The sequence below is a fragment of the Pseudomonas sp. FA-1 genome (assembly GCF_056856075.1).
In genome coordinates this window covers 159244-173348 of record NZ_JBWXTH010000007.1, presented here as the reverse complement: position 1 = coordinate 173348, position 14105 = coordinate 159244, and the positions used below count along the sequence as shown (strand labels likewise).

Annotated in this window: 13 protein-coding genes and 1 pseudogene; 8 read left to right on the top strand and 6 right to left on the bottom strand. The window is 59.8% G+C overall.

Annotated elements, in window-relative coordinates:
* The first annotated feature begins 7 nt into the window (after nt 1-7).
* Both AC1MHZ_RS14715 and AC1MHZ_RS14710 read left to right on the top strand, forming a co-directional pair.
* A complete protein-coding gene (locus tag AC1MHZ_RS14715; RefSeq protein ID WP_482966554.1) occupies nt 8-568 on the top strand; it encodes a dihydrofolate reductase family protein in 561 nt (186 codons plus the stop codon).
* Between the two features lie 195 nt (nt 569-763).
* Nucleotides 764-931 (top strand): annotated as a pseudogene (locus AC1MHZ_RS14710) (DUF3363 domain-containing protein); the annotation flags it as partial.
* 22 nt (nt 932-953) lie between these two features.
* On the opposite strand, the gene gcvA reads toward AC1MHZ_RS14710, so the two are convergent.
* Entirely contained in the window at nt 954-1829 is an 876-nt protein-coding gene (gene gcvA, locus AC1MHZ_RS14705; protein ID WP_084858867.1) for a transcriptional regulator GcvA, read from the bottom strand.
* Between the two features lie 188 nt (nt 1830-2017).
* Here gcvA and AC1MHZ_RS14700 point away from each other — a divergent pair, with 188 nt between their 5' ends.
* The 3 genes from AC1MHZ_RS14700 to AC1MHZ_RS14690 are packed head-to-tail and all read left to right on the top strand — an operon-like array spanning nt 2018 to nt 4892.
* Nucleotides 2018-3445: an amidase gene (locus AC1MHZ_RS14700; protein ID WP_416767386.1), complete on the top strand. Its 1428-nt coding sequence runs from the start codon at nt 2018-2020 to the stop codon at nt 3443-3445.
* On the top strand, nt 3442-3651 hold the full coding sequence (locus tag AC1MHZ_RS14695; RefSeq protein ID WP_084858869.1) for a hypothetical protein: 210 nt from the start codon (nt 3442-3444) through the stop codon (nt 3649-3651). The genes AC1MHZ_RS14700 and AC1MHZ_RS14695 overlap by 4 nt, the downstream gene beginning before the upstream one ends.
* Nucleotides 3648-4892, top strand: a complete 1245-nt coding sequence (locus tag AC1MHZ_RS14690) for an MFS transporter (RefSeq protein WP_482966553.1) — start codon at nt 3648-3650, stop codon at nt 4890-4892. Before AC1MHZ_RS14695 ends, AC1MHZ_RS14690 begins: the two co-directional genes overlap by 4 nt.
* Before the next feature lie 127 nt (nt 4893-5019).
* Here AC1MHZ_RS14690 and AC1MHZ_RS14685 read toward each other — a convergent pair whose 3' ends face one another.
* The gene (locus tag AC1MHZ_RS14685; RefSeq protein WP_482966552.1) at nt 5020-5661 is read right to left on the bottom strand and encodes an HD domain-containing protein; all 642 of its coding nucleotides are present in this window, start codon (nt 5659-5661) and stop codon (nt 5020-5022) included.
* A 138-nt stretch (nt 5662-5799) separates the two neighbouring features.
* On the opposite strand from AC1MHZ_RS14685, the gene AC1MHZ_RS14680 reads away from it, so the two are divergent.
* Nucleotides 5800-6771: a GlxA family transcriptional regulator gene (locus tag AC1MHZ_RS14680; protein WP_482966551.1), complete on the top strand. Its 972-nt coding sequence runs from the start codon at nt 5800-5802 to the stop codon at nt 6769-6771.
* A 311-nt stretch (nt 6772-7082) separates the two neighbouring features.
* Nucleotides 7083-7688: a glutathione transferase GstA gene (gstA, locus tag AC1MHZ_RS14675; protein WP_482966550.1), complete on the top strand. Its 606-nt coding sequence runs from the start codon at nt 7083-7085 to the stop codon at nt 7686-7688.
* A gap of 160 nt (nt 7689-7848) precedes the next feature.
* Here the strand turns inward: gstA and AC1MHZ_RS14670 are convergent, their stop codons facing one another.
* The 4 genes from AC1MHZ_RS14670 to AC1MHZ_RS14655 all read right to left on the bottom strand — a co-directional run bounded on the left by AC1MHZ_RS14670 (nt 7849) and on the right by AC1MHZ_RS14655 (nt 13045).
* Nucleotides 7849-9102: an OprD family porin gene (locus AC1MHZ_RS14670; protein WP_324812529.1), complete on the bottom strand. Its 1254-nt coding sequence runs from the start codon at nt 9100-9102 to the stop codon at nt 7849-7851.
* 59 nt (nt 9103-9161) lie between these two features.
* The gene (locus tag AC1MHZ_RS14665) at nt 9162-10466 is read right to left on the bottom strand and encodes a CitMHS family transporter (RefSeq protein ID WP_084858874.1); all 1305 of its coding nucleotides are present in this window, start codon (nt 10464-10466) and stop codon (nt 9162-9164) included.
* A 122-nt stretch (nt 10467-10588) separates the two neighbouring features.
* The gene (locus AC1MHZ_RS14660) at nt 10589-11902 is read right to left on the bottom strand and encodes a dicarboxylate/amino acid:cation symporter (RefSeq protein ID WP_482966549.1); all 1314 of its coding nucleotides are present in this window, start codon (nt 11900-11902) and stop codon (nt 10589-10591) included.
* Nucleotides 11903-11965: 63 nt separating this feature from the next.
* A complete protein-coding gene (locus tag AC1MHZ_RS14655; protein ID WP_084858876.1) occupies nt 11966-13045 on the bottom strand; it encodes a 4-oxalomesaconate tautomerase in 1080 nt (359 codons plus the stop codon).
* Nucleotides 13046-13192: 147 nt separating this feature from the next.
* On the opposite strand from AC1MHZ_RS14655, the gene AC1MHZ_RS14650 reads away from it, so the two are divergent.
* On the top strand, nt 13193-14086 hold the full coding sequence (locus AC1MHZ_RS14650) for a LysR family transcriptional regulator (protein WP_084858877.1): 894 nt from the start codon (nt 13193-13195) through the stop codon (nt 14084-14086).
* Nucleotides 14087-14105 lie beyond the last annotated feature (19 nt).

The following is a 14105-nucleotide window of genomic DNA, read 5'->3' as shown; positions in this document are numbered from 1 at the left end:
TGCTACGTTGAAGACGCAGTACTACACCTCAGCCAGCCTCGATGGCTTTCTTGCCACTGAAGATGATTCACTGGAATGGCTGTTTCCGCTTGGCGACATCAACCAGACCAGCTACCCATCCTTCATCGAGGCTGTAGGCGCGATCGCGATGGGGTCGTCGACCTACGAATGGATCCTGCGCAATGCAGGTACCGTCTCCGAACAAACAGGCACGGCGTGGCCATACACCCAACCGACCTGGGTCTTTACCAGCCGCAAGTTGCCCACGATGGAGGGTGCCAATGTGACGTTTGCCAACGGCGACGTGCGTGCGGCTCACGCTCAAATGATCGCGGCTGCCAATGGCAGGAATGTATGGATCATGGGCGGCGGCGACCTTGCCGCGCAGTTCCATGACGCCGGATTGTTGGACGAGATCATCGTGCAAATCGGCTCCGTAACGCTTGGCGCCGGGAAACCGCTGTTTCCGCGACGGCTCCTGAGCCCCGGCCTTACCCTGCTTTCGGCAACGATGGTTGGTACTGGGTTCGCGGAGTTGACCTACCGGGTACTGAAGAATTGCCACTGACTTGTTTCGCGTCCCCTAAAGCCCGCTTCGGTTAAAAGCTGTTACTCCACGTCCGTCAGCTGTCGACCCATCGCTGCCAGTCGTGTAAGAGGTGATCTTTGTGGGAGCGAGTTCACCCGCGAACACCGGCAAAGCCGGTGCCATCCACCGCGGCCGAATGCTGGATGACCTATCCCAGGGTGCTGCGGAATCGATGTGAAGCTATCGGGCGGTCCGTTTGCGATGATTGAGCAGAGCCACGAGTTCACGCTTGTCCCGTGGCGGCCGGTCATCGACCGCCAGCTCGGCCGCGAGGTCAGCGGCGTCGTTCAAGGAGGATCGGTGTCGTGGCAGTTGGGGCGGCAGCGTGGATTGGGGCAATAGCAAAGAAGTTTCGTGCTTCGCCTTACGCGCTCAATATCCAATCGCGGAAGGCTGCTATCTTCGGTATTTGCTGTTTGTTGTCCGGACAGACGAGATAGTAAGCGAACTCCTCTATGTTCGTAGCTGGAAGCAACTGGATCAATCGCCCATTCGTGAGTTCGTCCTCGACAAGGGCTGCAGGCAAAAGGCCCGCGCCTTGACCAGCAAGCACCGCCTTGAGCAAAAGTCCGCTGTCATCAAAGGAAGGGCCTCGCGCAGCTATTCGCTCGGATATGTTGTGAGCCTCAAACCACAGACTCCACCCCTTTCGTTCTGCATCGTGAACCTGCGGCCAGCGTGCGAGGTCAGACGGGCGAGCAGGAGCACCCAATTTCTTTACCAAGGAGGGTGCCGCGACCGCGATCATCTCGACGGTCACGATGCGATCACTGCGCAGACCGGGATAGCGGCCCGCCCCGTGTCGAATCGCAACATCCGCGTCCGACCGAGAAAAATCGACGAGTGCATTGCTCGTAACGATCTGGAGATCGATGTCAGGATGCGCCTCACGAAAGGACGCTAATCGCGGGACCAACCAGGCGGACGCGAAGAAGGGTGTCGCGCTAACGGTGAGCAGACCGGACCCGATCTGGGCCGCTATCCGCTCGGATGCGTCCGCGATCTGCCGGAACGCATTGCGTATGGAAGGCAGGTAATCGCGGCCCGCGTCTGTCAAATAGATTCCCCGGGTCACCCGATCAAAGAGCCTGACCCCCAGATTTTCCTCCAGAACCTTGATCATTTGACTGACGGCTCCAGGCGTCACGCAAAGCTCCTCTGCGGCCAGCTTGACCGATAGGTGACGGGCAGCGGCCTCGAACGCCTTGAGCGCATTGAGAGGAGGAAGTCTGCGGCTCATGATTTAGAAAATCTGACTCTTAAAATTTAACTCTTATGGTTTGTGTAGCGACACTTCAGCAGACTAGCCTTTGTCATTGAAAGGCGTCAACGCAGGGTTGGCTGGAATGGTGCCAATATTTTCTAAATCATATGAAAACGCCGATGATCGCGTTTTAACAAAAAGGGCCTAGGCGAATGTCTCCTGACGTGGAATTCCGTGACCTGATTGATGTTGGGGGGCTTATCGCCCGGCGAGCGCTTACCTCTGTAGAGGTCACTGAAGGGCTTCTCGCGCGCATTCAACGGATAGACGGCAGTTTGAACGCGTATGCGCGAATCTTAGGCGACAGCGCAATCCAGCAAGCAAAAAAGGCAGATCGGGAGATCGCGGAAGGATTATATAGAGGGCCGCTCCACGGCGTTCCGATTGCTGTAAAGGATCTCTGCTGGATCGAGGGCATCCCTACTGCGGCAGGGACCGCGATCCATAAGAATTTTGTTCCAACACATGACGCGACCGTAGTCCGAAAGCTGAAGGACGCGGGCGCGGTACTGATCGGCAAAACGCAGCTTACCGAGGGGGCCTATTCTGACTATCACCCTTCGATACCTCCAGTGCGCAACCCTTGGAACACTGATTATTGGACGGGCATATCCTCTAGCGGCTCGGCTGTCGCAGTCGCAGTGGGCCTATGCTTCGGATCGATTGCCTCTGATACTGGCGGGTCCATTCGCTGGCCCTCGGCTGCCAACGGTGTAACCGGCCTCAAACCCACTTGGGGGCGCGTCAGTCGCTATGGAACGTTCGATCTCGCCCCTTCGCTGGATCATATTGGTCCAATCGCTCGAAGCGTGACCGATGTCGCGGCTATCCTCAATGTAATTGCCGGGCATGATAGCCATGATCCCACGACAAGCCTTCATCCGGTTGGCGATTACATAGCCGATACGATCGTCGATGTACGGGACAAGCGGATCGGTATCGACCGACGTTGGAATAGCGAAGATGTCGATCCCGAGATACAAACGGCACTGACCGAAGCCTGCACGGTCTTCTCCAATTTAGGCGTGGAAGTTGTTGAACTGTCATTTCCTGATGTTCGACAGATCGTGGCCGATTGGACGCCGAATTGTGCGGTCGAGGCAGCCGTTGCACATCAATCGACCTATCCGCTCCACAAGGAGCAGTATGGTCCCATTTTATCGTCGGTCATCGAAAGCGGGAGGGGCGTTTCCGCGATGGAGTATCAACGGATATTGCTCCGACGAGCGATGTTCCGCGGACAGGTCGAAGCATTGTTCTCATCCGTCGATGCCATACTGACCCCCCCTCAGCCCTTTGCACCTCTGACAATAGGCACAATCGCGACGCTCGGCGAGCAGCCGGAACTTATTGCGAAGCTGCAACGCTACACTTGCCCATTTGATATGAGCGGGCATCCGACACTCACATTTCCTGGAGGGTTCTCGACGGATGGGATGCCGATCGGGCTGCAACTGATCGCAGCTTCATTCGATGAAGCCTCACTTTTCAATCTCGGCGCAGCGTATCAACGCGTAACGGACTGGCATCGCCGCCACCCGGATTTCGACGGGAGTCGGACTGCTTCTCATATACAGGGACTGGCGCGATGAGCACACTCGAACAGATCGTGGCGTTCAAGGCGGGGAGCCTGCCAGGCATACTCGATTTTGGATGGTTCGAAGTGCATCTGGCTCATGCCGGACGTATTACGCAAGTCTGGGATGCGGGGATGCGTAGCGAAGACACCAGTCGATCCATCGCCCTCTTTCGTTGCACGCAAAGGCCGCTCTATCCGAGCAATGGAGATCAAGCGTGATCTGCGCAAAGCAGCCGTTCGGGATCTTCTACGGTTGGTTCGTCGTTGCGGCCACTTTTGTCATAACCTTCGTCGGCTTCGGCAGCGCATACACGTTCAGTTCTTTTCTTGGATCGCTTCAACAAGAGTTCGGTGCGTCACGCGGGACGGTGTCTGTGGTTTTCTCGCTGGCGGGCTTCCTCTATTTCGCGCTTGGTATCGTGTCCGCCCCACTCGCAGACCGGTATGGCGTGAAGATGCTTTCCGCAGTCGGGATGATCCTCGTCGGAGCGGGTCTCATCCTGGCTGGGCAGGCGCAATCCATTATTCAGGTCTATGCCGCCTACAGCATCGGCATCGGTCTGGGCGTTGGGAGTGCCTATGTGCCCGCGCTTGGCGCGGTGCAGCGATGGTTTGTCAGTCGTCGTGGTTTTGCCTCCGGCCTTGCGGTCAGCGGTATCGGGGTTGGCACGCTTGTCTTGCCACCCTTCGCGACATGGCTGATCTCGCACATTGGATGGCGTAGCGCCTACACGACACTCGGCATCATCGCGGTCGTACTCGGTGTCCTGGCGGCCTTGCTGATGGAGGACGATCCGGTGAAGCGCGGGCTGCGACCAGACGCTGCGCACAACACACCCACCTTACGAGCCCACTCCCCGCAATCAGGCATGTCCATGGGACAAGCCATCCGAACGCAGCGTTTCATTACGCTATACCTTGCATCGCTCATTGGCGCGCTAGGCGTATTTGTGCCTTTCGTCCATCTGACGCCCTACGCGATCGATCACGGCGTTTCCGGAATAATCGGGGTGTGGCTGCTTGGGGCGATCGGCGTCGGCAGCACGGTCGGCCGTTTCTTTCTCGGCGCCATTGCCGACAAAATGGGTCGAGAGCGGTTCCTTATTGCCATGTATATCGGCATGGCCGCCTCTTTCGCGATCTGGGCCGTTAGCTCGTCCTTCTATCCACTCGCTCTGTTCGCGATCGTTTTCGGCCTGTTTTATGGAGGTTGGGTCGCGATCCTGCCGGCTGTAGTGGCCGACCTATTCGGCGCGCGGCAGGCAGGCCGCATCATTGGCGTTCTCTATACAAGCGTCGCCGTAGGTACACTCATCGGGCCGAGTGCAGCGGGCTTCATTCACGACGTCAGCCATAGCTATTTCATTCCGATCGCGGCCAGCATCGCATCAAACGTCATCGCTGCGATTATCATTGCCATGGCGGCATATCGGGCAGTTGCACTGGAAGCGGGCAGATGAAGCAGCCTGTTCAATCGGTGCGTGCGGCTGAAGAATTGGCGCTTAGGGTTACTCGCTTGATCGTTGTGGCCAAGACTTTGTTTTAGCCAATCCAAAAACGAAGGGGCCGCAATGCGGCCCCTTTCATTTAGCTTGGCCAGCAGGACTGGCGAATGATGCTGCAGAAGTTACCCGCCAGGAAGCCAGGCTCCTTGTCGGCTATTACATCTGCCTTGACGTTGCCGAATGTCGTTTGCGGCTTGTGGCGGATGCCGTTATAGAACGTCTGGATAATGGCTTCTTTGAATTGATCGCCACGTGGATGTGCTTGAACCACGGCATCCCGGTCGGCTGCACTTAGCGCGTCGTGGTGTAACCCGAGGACATCGGTCTCCACACCAGCAGTAACCAATGCAATGAGCGGGTGCATGTGCTCTGGAATCCCTGGAGTGGTGTGAAGAGCAATTGCAGTCCACACCCGCTCTATGTCGCGTTCATTGATGCCGTGACCTTCGAGAAAAGCACGCGCAGCATTCGCTCCATCGACTTCGAAACGACAGCAATCGCTGCTGTGCTGGTGGGTCAGTCCCATGTCATGGAACATGCAACCCGCGTAGAGAAGCTCATCGTCGTACTTCAGGTCCAGTCGCTTACCAGCAAGCGATGCGAAATAGAAGACGCGGCTCGAATGGTGGAAAAGAAGGGGCGAAGCGGTGTCCCGAACAAGCTCGGTGATTTCTCGGGCCATCGAACTGTCAGGTACGTGAATGCCAGCAATAGCGTTTGTCATACAGAGATCCAGGGGAGGTGGGTGAGGACTCCAGTCTGAGTGGCCACGCACATGGCATCAATTGACTTGTTACGTCATATTCTGCCATTTTCAGCCGGTATCAGACCTGGGCGCTCTGCCCTCCGTTTAGGAGCCGTTATGTCCCGCCCCCAAATAACTCTCGCTATCCTGGGCATGCCAGGGGTTCAACTTCTGGACGCTTGCGGTCCTTTGGACGTCTTCGCTGAAGCCAACCGACAAGCCGGGTACGAAGCCTATCGGTTACTTCTACTCGCTTGTGAACCTGGGCCGTTAGTGAGCTCTTCAGGTACCCGGTTGATTCCGGATGCTTGGATCGGAGAAGAGATCGATGCAATTGATACCCTGCTCGTTGCCGGAACTCCGCAAGCAGCCGACCAGTATCTTCGATCGGGGATTCTGGATTGGCTCCGCCAGCGTGCTCCGTTGAGTAGGCGCTTCGGTTCGGTGTGCACTGGAGCATTTGCGCTAGCAGCTGCGGGGCTACTTGATGGCCGCCGGGTCACTACCCACTGGGCTGTGGCGCAGCCTCTCTCTGAAAAGTACCCACGAGTGACCGTGGAGGCGGATGCCATTCAGGTCCATGACGGTAATTTGAGGACAGCTGCGGGTGTAACGGCTGGGTTGGATCTTGCGCTGACGTTGGTTCAGGAGGACTTGGGCGATGAGATCGCGAAGGACGTAGCAGGCCACCTGGTCATGTACTTCAAGAGAACCGGTGGGCAGATGCAGTTCAGCCGTCAAGGATCTACTTCACCCACAGGGCGCTCTGCTCTACAGGCATTGCAGCGGTATGTCACGGCTAACCCGGCTCTGGATCATGGGGTTGCGAATCTGGCAGAGCGTATTGGCGTAAGCCCAAGGCATTTCGCCCGGATCTTTCAAAATGATGTGGGCATGACGCCGGCAGCTTGGGTGGAGCAGACGAGGGTGAATGCGGCTCGCGAACGGCTGGAAGCTGGAAATGATGCGCCTAAGCAGGTAGCTGCCATGTGTGGATTTGCTAACGCAGACACATTACGCCGAGCTTTCGTCCGTCATATGGGCGTTACCCCTGCGGAATACCGCAAACGCTATGCGCGACCTTGTTGAGAACAGGGGGCTGTTTGATAAAAAGCTCAAAGTCAGTTGCTGCCGAAGAAATACTGCCAAGGCCTACCGATGTTGAGTGGGCCGCTGCCCACTGCTGAACGTCTGCTTTGGGTCAAAAGCGACCATCCATGACCGTTATTTGTCGCCCCGAAACGGACTCTGCACCCAACCCTGCCCAATGACCAACAGCTGCCGTTCCCGATCCAAAGCCAGCTTGCATGAAATCCCGCTTTGGTATCATAACCAGCGAGCTGCACAGTGCCTCACCTCGCCAGCCGTCCCACGGCTGACCCACACAATGGGAGAAGGAAATGAAGCTCTTTTACTCGCCAGGTGCCTGTTCACTCTCGCCACACATCGTACTCAACGAACTGGGCCTGCCCTACTCCGTCGAAAAAGTCGACCTCAAGCGCCACACGACCGACGACGGCGCGGACTACTACACGATCAATCCCAAGGGCTATGTTCCAGCCTTGCAACTGGACAACGGTGAAGTCCTCACTGAAGGCCCGGCCATCGTCCAATACTTGGCCGACCAGAAACCACAGGCCAACCTGCTGCCCCCTGCGGGCTCGCTGGAGCGCGCGCGGGTACAGGAATGGTTGCACTTCATCGGCACCGAGGTGCACAAGACCCTCGCCGCCTTGTTCAACCCGAGCATCACCCCAGAGGCCAGGAGCAAAACCATCGATACCTTCGGTAAACGCCTGGGCTTCGTGGAGCAGGCCTTGCAAGGTAAGGAATACCTGACCGGCAACACCTTCAGCGTGGCCGATGCCTACCTGTTCACCATCGTGAACTGGGCACCGATGTTGAAGATTGACCTCTCACCCTGGCCAACGGTGATGCAGTTCCAGAAACGGGTTGCCAACCGCCCGGCCGTACAGAAGACGCTGCAGGCCGAAGGCTTGACCTGACCTGCGCCGGGCTCAAGCCGGCAGCCTTTTGCGGGCTTGAGCCCCTGCCTCCATCGCGCGGTTCAGCATCTTCCGTCGACAGCCATGCGATGGTCTCACAGGGAACTGGAGAAACAGCGCGAGCAGGCATACCGAGGTGCGCCTGCTCATGCCGGCGCATCTACCACAAAGCAATGTCGTAGGTCAGGTAGATCCGGTTGCTGTCACGTCCTCGGGAGAAATCAGAACGGTAGACGTAGTTGCGCAGTTTCACACCCAAGCCCTTCATCGGCCCGGATTGCACAACGTAGGCAAGCTCCATGTCACGCTCCCATTCGCTGAGCCCAGCGTCAGCAGAGCGGCCGTTGTCGCCGCTCAGGTAGCGGGTCATGAAGGTGAGCCCAGGGATCCCGGCCGCGGCGAAGTTGTAGGCGTAGCTCGCCATCCAGGTCTTCTCTTCTTCCTCGATGAACTTGCCGATGCCGACGTTACTGAACGAATAGACCGTCGCCCCACTGATGTACGGCAGCCCCGCCTCGCCGTCGAGCACCTGGTAACCGGCTCCGACGGTGTGCCCCGAGTGGCTGTACGCCACCTGGCCACTGATCATGTCGTTGTCGATCCGGCCGCCATAGGCGGCTCCGCTGTCGCGGCTCTTGAAGTAGCGCAGGTCGGTGGTGAACACCCCGCCGGCCAACGGCAGTTCGTGTACCAGGCCCGCATAGTCCTGGCGGTAGAAGTGTTCGAGCTGGCCATGGAAATAGCTCAGGCGCAGCTGCTTGCTGACGGCGTAGTCGGCACCGGCAAAGCTGAAATCGCCAGACTCGCTGCCCCCGTAGCCATCCAGGTAGAGGCCGGTGCTATCGGAGGAGTCGCGCTGCTTGAAGCGCTCCAGGTGGCCGGCGGTCAGGGTCAGGCCCTCGATATCGGTGCTGGTCAGTTGTGTGCCTTGATAGGTCTGTGGCAGCAGCCGCGCATCGTTGTAGACCAGCACCGGTGTCTTGGGCAGCAAGGTGCCATGCTTGACCACGGTCTGCCCCAGGCGCGCCTTGGCCGTCACGCCGGCACTGGCGAACTCATCCGCGGCGCGGCCATCATCGTGAACCGGCAGCAGGCCGGTACCGCTGCGGCCTCGGCCCGAATCGAGCCGGACCCCCACCAGCCCCAGGGCATCGAGCCCCAGGCCCAGCGGCCCCTGGGTGAAGCCTGACTGGTAGTCGAGCAGAAAACCCTGCGCCCACTCCACCCGCTCGCTCTTGGCAGTCGCGGCAGCGCGGGCGCTCATGCCCTGCTCGTCGCGAAAGTTTTCGTTGAAATAGACATTGCGCAGCTGCAGCTTGAGCTTGCTGTCGTCGATGAATCCGACAGCGCCGGCCACAGGCAGCCAGCCGCAGAGCAGGCCACAAGTGGCCCCACGGAAAACAGCTCGGGACATGTTCGGTACTCTGTTGTTGTTATTGGGTGGAAGTGGGCGCCGGCTGCGCCCGATGCGACTCAGACGAAGAAGGACAGCGCCCCCGTGAGCAACGCCAGTGCCGTGATCACCAGCGAGGTGAGTACCGCCCATTTGACGGTGGCCTTCTGGAAGTCGCCGATATCGCGATCGACCATGCCGACCAGCAACAAGGTCGAGGCCACCAACGGGCTCATCAGGTGCACCGGCTGCCCCAGCACCGACGCGCGGGCGATTTCCACCGGGTCGATGCCATAGGCCGCGGCGGCGTTGGCAAGGATCGGCACCACGCCGAAGTAGTAGGCATCGTTGGACAGCACGAAGGTCAGCGGCATGCTGGTCAGCGCCACCACCAGCGGGAACCAGTGGCTCCATGCCTCGGGGATCCAGTCGACCAGGGTCTGCGCCAGGGCATCGACCATCTTGGTGCCGGAGAAGATCCCGGCGAAGATGCCTGCGGCGAACACCAGCAGCACCACGGTCATGGCGTTGCCCGAGTGGGCGAGGATGCGCTCCTTCTGCAGATCCAGCTGCGGGTAGTTGATCATCAGTGCCGCGACGAAACCGATCATGAACAGCAGCGCGGAATGCATCACGCCCATCACCAAGGCCGTCATGACGGCGATCACCAGCACCAGGTTCACGTACGCCAGCCGTGGGCGCTTGTGCGGGTTGTCGCCGAGGATTTCCTTGATGTAGCAATTGCCGCCACCGGACTCCAGGGCGATGTTGCCGATGCGCCGACGCTCGGCGCGGCCCAGCAGGTAGGCGGTGAACACCACCCACGCCGCACCGCCGATCACGGTGGGCAGCATCGGGATGAAGTACTCGGTCGCGTCCAGCCCGAGCGCGGCAATGGCCCGGGTGGCCGGCCCGCCCCAGGGGCTCATGCCGCTCATGATGCTCAGCGACAGCATCGACACCGTGGCCAGGATCATCGGGTTCATGCCAATGCGCTTGTACAGCGGCAACATCGCCGCGCAGGTGATCATGTAGGTGGTGGTACCGTCACCGTCGAGCGCCACCAGCAGCGACAGCAGCGCTGTGCCGATGGCGATCTTGATCGGGTCGCCATTGACGCGCTTGAGGATCTTGCGGATCAGCGGGTCGAACAGCCCGGCATCGATCATCAGGCCGAAGAACAGGATGGCGAACAGCAACAGGGCTGCCGAAGGCGCCACCATCTTCAAGCCATCGAGCATCATCTTGCCCAGCTCGGGGGCAAAGCCACCGATCACCGCGAAGACGATGGGTACCACGGTGAGCGCAACGATCGGCGACAGGCGTTTACTCATGATCAGGTAGGTGAAGGTCACCACCATCATCAGGCCCAGGAGTGCAAGCATGGTCTTCTCTCTTGTTTTTATTCTTTGCGGCCATCGGCAAGGCAGACGGCCCCCTACCCCACTCGACATCGCCGGGATGTCGAGCGGGATTCTAAGTCAACGATGGGAGGTGGAAGAGGCTCTCAGCTGTGATGCCGAGGCTCGGCAGACCAATCGGCCTGCACAGTGCCCGCCTCAGCCGGTGCAGCCGGGGTGCGGTTCAGGCGGCGCAGCAAGGTTTCCCGTTCACAGGCGTTCTCCGACAGTGAAATGACCACGGTGGCCACGGCGTTGCTGGCCAGGCTGGTCAGGGCACGTGCCTCGGACATGAAGCGATCGATGCCGATCAACAAGGCAAGCCCCGCCAACGGGATGTCGTGGATGACTGTCAAGGTCGAGGCCAACGCCACGAAACCACTGCCGGTCACGCCCGCGGCGCCTTTGGACGACAGCAGCATGATCGCCAGCATCGTCACCGTCTGGCCGAGGCTCAGGTCGATGTTGCAGGCCTGGGCAATGAACACCGCCGCCAACGACAGGTAGATGGCGGTACCGTCGAGGTTGAACGAATAGCCGGTTGGCAGCACCAGCCCGACCACACCTTTCTTGCAGCCAAGCTTTTCCAGTTTTTCCAGCATGCGCGGCAGCACGGGCTCGGTGGACGAGGTGCCGAGCACCACCAGAAACTCCTCGCGGAAATAGCGCAGCAGCTTCCACAGGCTGAAGCCATGGGCACGGCAGATGCCGCCGAGCACCACCAGTACGAAGAACGCGCAGGCGATGTACAGCGTCCCCACCAGCTTGGCCAATGCCCCGAGGGAGGTCACGCCGTACTGCCCGACGGTAAAGGCCAGCGCACCAAAGGCACCGACCGGGGCAAAGCGCATCAGGTAGCCGAAGATGCGGAACACCATGGTCGAGGCAGACTCGAGTACGTCGAGTACCGGCTTGCCTTTCTCGCCCATCGACGACAGGGCAAAACCGCTGAGCACTGCAATGAACAGCACCGGCAACACTTCACCCTTGTTGAACGCACCGATGAACGTGTCGGGGATGATGTGCATGAAGAAGTCGACCACGCTGAGCTTGGCCGCGGAGGCAGCGTACTGGCCGAGCCCCTCGGTGCTGAGGGTGGCCGGGTCGATGTTCATGCCAACGCCCGGACGGAACAGGTACACCGCTGCCAGGCCGATGACCAGGCTGATGATCGTCAACCCCAGGAACAACAGCAAGGTCTTGCTCATCAACCGACCCAGCGTGCGCTTGTCGGTCATGCCGGCGATGCCGGTCACGATGGTGCAGAAGACGACCGGGGCGATCATCATCTTGATCAGCTTGATGAACGCGTCACCCAGCGGCTTGAGCGCAACGGCCTGTTGCGCCCAGAAGTGACCGACCACCACGCCCAGCAGGACGGCGCAGAGGATCTGGAAATACAGTGACTTCGCGAGTTTCATGAGGCATCACCCATTGTTGAAATTGTGCGGATGTGCGAGTTGCCGGTGTGCTGCAGGCCCTGCCTACCCCGCCCGCCTGCGCATGGTCGGGGCGTAGACGAAGCCTGAAAACAGCCGGCGGGCGGTTCGTACCACAGAGGCCTGGAGCGTCTTGCCATCGGCACCGCTGCGCGAAAGCGCCACGTCGATGCCACCGCTCGGGTGCTCCAGGCGGACTTCCTCCAGGTGCTGCGCTTGTTCTCCCAGCATGTCCATGATCACCGTGCCTGGGCTGACGCAGGCCGTTGCCAGGCCGATCGCACCGGTGATAGCCAAGGCGCGGTGGCAATTGTGAGGCATGAAGTAGCGCACCTGCAGCGTGCCGTCATGACGAGCTGGAGAAACCAGCACCGGCTTGGGGATCACCATGCCGCTGACATCACCCAGCCCCATGGCTTTGCCGGCCTTCAGGCGCAAGGCCTCCAGGCGCTTCAGCAAGCGCGTGTCGGCATCCAGCTGTGCCGGGGTCTCGGAACCGGTCACACCCAGCTGGCTGGCCTCGACGATCATCATCGGCATGGCCATGTCGATGCAGGTCACCGGCACACCATCGATTACATCCTGGGCCCGGCCCGTGGGGAACAGCTTGCCGGTCTTGCTGCCCACCGCGTCGAGGAAGGTCAGGTGCACCGGGGCGGCGGTGCCTGGAACACCGTCGATCGCCGTGCGGCCTTCGTAGCGCACGATGCCACCGGGTGTTTCCACCAGCGAGTTGACGAAGGTGTTGGTGTTGAGGTTGCGGATGCGTACCAAGGTCTTGCCATCCTGGGCCTTGACCAACCCTTGCTCGATAGCGAAGGGGCCTACGGCGCAGAGCATGTTGCCGCAGTTGGGCGCGGTATCGACACGGCGTTGGGCGACCATGACCTGCACGAACAGGTAGTCGACGTCGGCGTCGGCATGCAGCGACGGGCTGATGATCGCCACCTTGCTGGTCTGCGGGCTACCGCCGCCGATGCCGTCGATTTCCAGTTCATGCCCGGACCCCATCAGGTTGATCAGCAATTCGTCGCGTTCGACCACATTGGAAGGAAGATCCCAGGCGTGGAAAAAAGGCCCTTTTGAGGTGCCACCGCGCATGAGTACGCAAGGAATTCGTTGCATGATTTCGCACTCTTGTTGATCAATAACGATCATTGATGTTGTAGACACAAGATTGACAGGGATGGATAAATCAATCCAATGCAAATATCGTAGGCATTATTGCGATTGATTAATCAATCGACGACCAGGGTCAAAGAGTGATTCGAGATGGAATATGAGCTGCAAGACATACGATCTTTCGTGAAAATCGCCGAACTTGGTAGCTTTCATGAGGCCGCAGAAGCGCTGCACCTATCCCAGCCAGCCTTGAGCCGGCGGATCAAGAAGCTCGAAGAAGGGTTGGGTACGTCGCTGCTCGAGCGCACGACCCGTCGCGTCAGCCTGACCAGCGTCGGCCGTGACTTCCTGCCCAAGGCCAGGCGCCTGCTGGATGACTTCGAAGACTCGATCCTGAGCATTCGCGAGCTCGCCGAACGGCAGACCGGCCAGGTCACCCTGGCCTGCATCCCGACTGCAGCGTTCTATTTCCTGCCGTCGGTGATACGTGACTACAACGAGCAATACCCCAAGATCCGCATCCGCCTTCTGGACCTCAGTGCCAACGACGGGCTCGAGGCCGTGCTGCGGGGCGAGGCCGATTTCGGCATCAACATGATGAGCGGCCAGCACCCGGACATCGAGTTCGTCTCGCTGGTGCAGGAGCATTTCGTCCTGGCCTGCCGTCGTGACCACAAGCTGGCGAACCGTGAGGCCGTCACTTGGACCGAGCTGGCCGACTACCGCCTGATCGGCGTGGGTCGCCTGAGCGGTAACCGGATGCTGCTGGACCATGCCCTGGCCGGGCTCAACCTGCGGCCCAAGTGGTTCTATGAGGTCCAGCACCTGTCCACCTCACTGGGCATGGTCGAGGCTGGGCTGGGCGTATCGGCAATGCCCAGCCTGGCCATGCCCAGCGCCGACCACCCGACGCTGGTCAGCGTGCCGCTGATCGAACCCCAGGTCACCCGCACCCTGGGGCTGGTCTACCGACGCGGGGCATCGCTGTCGCCGGCGGCAGAGAAGTTCGTGTCGATCCTGTTGGACAAATGGCCCAACCGGTGAACGAAACGCGCAGGACGGT

Coding starts and splice junctions, on each gene's coding strand:
- gcvA (WP_084858867.1), bottom strand. CDS start 1,829: ATGAGCCGCAGACTTCCTCCTCTCAATGCGCTCAAGGCGTTCGAGGCC.
- AC1MHZ_RS14695 (WP_084858869.1), top strand. CDS start 3,442: ATGAGCACACTCGAACAGATCGTGGCGTTCAAGGCGGGGAGCCTGCCA.
- AC1MHZ_RS14650 (WP_084858877.1), top strand. CDS start 13,193: ATGGAATATGAGCTGCAAGACATACGATCTTTCGTGAAAATCGCCGAA.
- AC1MHZ_RS14665 (WP_084858874.1), bottom strand. CDS start 10,466: ATGCTTGCACTCCTGGGCCTGATGATGGTGGTGACCTTCACCTACCTG.
- AC1MHZ_RS14685 (WP_482966552.1), bottom strand. CDS start 5,661: ATGACAAACGCTATTGCTGGCATTCACGTACCTGACAGTTCGATGGCC.
- AC1MHZ_RS14655 (WP_084858876.1), bottom strand. CDS start 13,045: ATGCAACGAATTCCTTGCGTACTCATGCGCGGTGGCACCTCAAAAGGG.
- AC1MHZ_RS14680 (WP_482966551.1), top strand. CDS start 5,800: ATGTCCCGCCCCCAAATAACTCTCGCTATCCTGGGCATGCCAGGGGTT.
- gstA (WP_482966550.1), top strand. CDS start 7,083: ATGAAGCTCTTTTACTCGCCAGGTGCCTGTTCACTCTCGCCACACATC.
- AC1MHZ_RS14670 (WP_324812529.1), bottom strand. CDS start 9,102: ATGTCCCGAGCTGTTTTCCGTGGGGCCACTTGTGGCCTGCTCTGCGGC.
- AC1MHZ_RS14660 (WP_482966549.1), bottom strand. CDS start 11,902: ATGAAACTCGCGAAGTCACTGTATTTCCAGATCCTCTGCGCCGTCCTG.